Consider the following 2904-nt stretch of genomic DNA (forward strand, 5'->3'; position numbering starts at 1 on the left):
ACAGATATGGATCCTGATCTGGCTCAGCTTTACGCAGATGCACTGAATGCAACAGACAACGATGCACGTACTGTTGTTCTTGAAAAGATTCAGGACGATACATATGAAAACGGTCCATGGCTTATGATCGCTCAGGCACCTGCACATATTGCATACAACACAAGACTTGACGGTGTCGTTGCTTCTGATCCATATTCACTGGATCTGACACAGATCACAATCAAATAATCCATCATTTTCGGATGATTTCTCCACGGGGCGCGGAAATCGCTTCTGCGCCCTGTGGATTTTAAACAGGACGGCAACAGATGCTGCCGTGAGGCGGCTGGTTCAGGACATTTTTTATGTTCGGAGGCAACAGTTGACTGACGGAAATATCTGTTCATCAGATGTTTGGCGGCAGATAAGCGATGCGCAGTCTGATGTCGGAAAGCTAAAACGAAAGAGAGAGAGGTGTCGTATGGAACGGCTGAAGTTTATAGGAAAAAGACTTGTATACCTTTTGATTATGCTGTTCGGTGTGGCGACGTTGGTTTTTATATTGACAAAACTGGTTCCCGGCGATCCGGTAACCGCCAATCTGAGCCAGAGAGCATTGGGTGATCCTCAAATTGTGGCCGCCTATAAGGCAAAATACGGACTGGATCAGCCGATTATTGTGCAGTATGTATACTACATGAAGAATCTGCTGCATTTTGATCTGGGTACATCTATCCGTACCAACAATGCAGTTTTAAGTGAATTGGCACGCTGCTATCCGGCGACGATCGAACTGGCAGTATTTGCCATCATTCTGGCAACCCTGTTTGGTATTTTATTTGGTGTGATTTCTGCGATTAAGAGAAATAGTATTCTTGATCAGATCGTGCGTGCGATTTCTGTTACAGGTGTCAGCCTGCCAAGTTTCTGGTTCGCACTGCTTGTATTGTATTTCTTTTATTACAAACTGCAGATCTTGCCGGGACCGGGCCGTCTTGGCAATGCATTCAGTGCACCGCAGACAGTAACAGGATTTTTTGTTATCGACAGTCTGCTTGAGGGTGATATTCCGAAGGCACTGGATGCCCTGAGACATCTGATTCTTCCGGGTACAGTTCTGGCTGCCTTTACCATGGGCCTGATCACCAGAACAACACGTTCCAATCTGTTGGATGTTATGTCCACAGATTACATCCGTACAGCCCGTGCAAAAGGTCTGTCAAATGTTCGACTGATCATCCATCATGCGCTTGGCAATGCACTGATTCCTGTACTGACGGTTATTGGTCTTGGTTTTGGCAATCTCCTTGGTGGTATGGTACTTGTTGAAACAATTTTCAATTGGCCGGGAGTTGGTCAGTTTGCGTATCAGTCCGTCCTGTCCAATGACTATCCGTCGATTATCGGCGTGGCGCTGCTGATTGCGCTGAATTATATGATTATTAATACAGTGGTCGATATCCTGTACGGTATCATTGACCCGAGAGTGAGGTGCAGTTAGATGTTACATTCTTTGAAAAAAATGTTTAAGTCCAATTATCTTTTCACTTTCGGCGTCATCATCTGTCTGTTTTGGATCATCATGGCTATTATCGCCCCTTTTGTGGCACCTTATGATCCGGTTGTCCAGGATCTGACCCTGAGATTAAAAGCGCCTTCAGCGGCGCATATCTTTGGTACAGATAACTTTGGCCGTGACATTTTCAGCCGTGTGATCTACGGCGGACGTTATTCATTGCTGGCAGGCTGTCTGACGGTTGTGATTGCAGGCTGTATCGGTACGATTTACGGTGCTATTGCCGGTTATGTAGGTGGTGCTGTGGACAATGTCATGATGCGTCTTTCAGAGATGATTCTGTCTTTCCCGTCACTGATCCTGGCAATGATTATCAATGCAGTCATGGGTTCCAACCTGTTTAACACCATGTTTGCCCTTGTTATTGTTGCATGGCCGTCTTATGCCCGTGTCATGCGAAGCGTGGTGCTGAGCGTCCGTGAAAATGAATACGTTACTGCTTCGGAAGCGCTTGGTGCGTCAAGAATCCGTATCTTATTAAAGGAAATCATTCCAAACAGTATTACTTCTGTTTTGATCATGGCGACAACGGATATCGGTAATCAGATCCTGATGTTCTCCACATTGAGCTTCCTTGGTCTGGGTTCTGCTCCGCCAACACCTGAATGGGGTATGATGGTATCTGATGGTGTTCAGTACTTCAATAAATTCTGGGTGGCAGGATTCCCTGGATTGGCAATCTTTACAATGGCTGTGGGGGCCAACTTCATTGGTGATGGACTTCGCGATCTGCTGGATCCGAAATTGCGAAAACAGTTCTAAAATTATAATTGACGCTGCGAAACACAATATTTTACGAAGACCGTTGCCTATTTACAGTTCATAGCAGGCACACTTGCGTTGCCGATTGCTGGTAGCGGTACATAAGGTGGTAAAAGACACCACCTAAGTACCGACCACAATCGCAGCACCTGCTATGAATCTGTGAATAGGCAGCGGTCTTTTTGATGTGTGTGTTTCGCATCTGGTTATGATAATTTTGATGTGCGGAAGATGAAAATCCGCGGTATGCTTAGGCGTACTAGGTTAGATATTTCTGCGTAATTGACAAGTTTGAATGCGGCATGTATCATGTACTTAGTATCAAAAATGTACTGTAAAGACGGACTTTTATAAAGTGCTTTCAGATGGCTATTAGCTGGTGCATTTTTAATAAAAGTGCAGGCAATAAAATGACTACAGGAGGTTCTGGCATGGAATTGAAGACAGAGATTTTGATTATCGGCGGCGGCGCGTCCGGCATGGCGGCGGCATGCGTCATCCGGGAGATGGTATCCGAATGGCGCTTGAGGCGGGTGCGGAAGTGGAAGGCAACTTTACCATGGAAGCGGCAGCACCGAAGATTAAGG

Annotated in this window: 2 protein-coding genes and 1 pseudogene; all 3 read left to right on the forward strand. The window is 45.9% G+C overall.

The genetic code is table 11. The features are described from left to right. Nucleotides 1–228, forward strand: a pseudogene (locus tag WMO25_RS16775) (ABC transporter substrate-binding protein); the annotation flags it as partial. A 232-nt stretch (nucleotides 229–460) separates the two neighbouring features. Continuing rightward, the gene (locus tag WMO25_RS16780) at nucleotides 461–1480 is read left to right on the forward strand and encodes an ABC transporter permease (RefSeq protein WP_349086296.1); all 1020 of its coding nucleotides are present in this window, start codon (nucleotides 461–463) and stop codon (nucleotides 1478–1480) included. Further along, the gene (locus WMO25_RS16785; RefSeq protein ID WP_015514988.1) at nucleotides 1481–2317 is read left to right on the forward strand and encodes an ABC transporter permease; all 837 of its coding nucleotides are present in this window, start codon (nucleotides 1481–1483) and stop codon (nucleotides 2315–2317) included. Nucleotides 2318–2904: the final 587 nt, after the last annotated feature.

It is taken from the genome of Coprococcus intestinihominis, assembly GCF_040096555.1.
In the GTDB taxonomy this organism is placed as follows: domain Bacteria; phylum Bacillota; class Clostridia; order Lachnospirales; family Lachnospiraceae; genus Coprococcus_A; species Coprococcus_A intestinihominis.

What these genes read in the sequence shown, in the direction of transcription:
- WMO25_RS16780 (WP_349086296.1), top strand. Translation starts at nt 461, where the DNA reads ATGGAACGGCTGAAGTTTATAGGAAAAAGACTTGTATACCTTTTGATT.
- WMO25_RS16785 (WP_015514988.1), top strand. Translation starts at nt 1,481, where the DNA reads ATGTTACATTCTTTGAAAAAAATGTTTAAGTCCAATTATCTTTTCACT.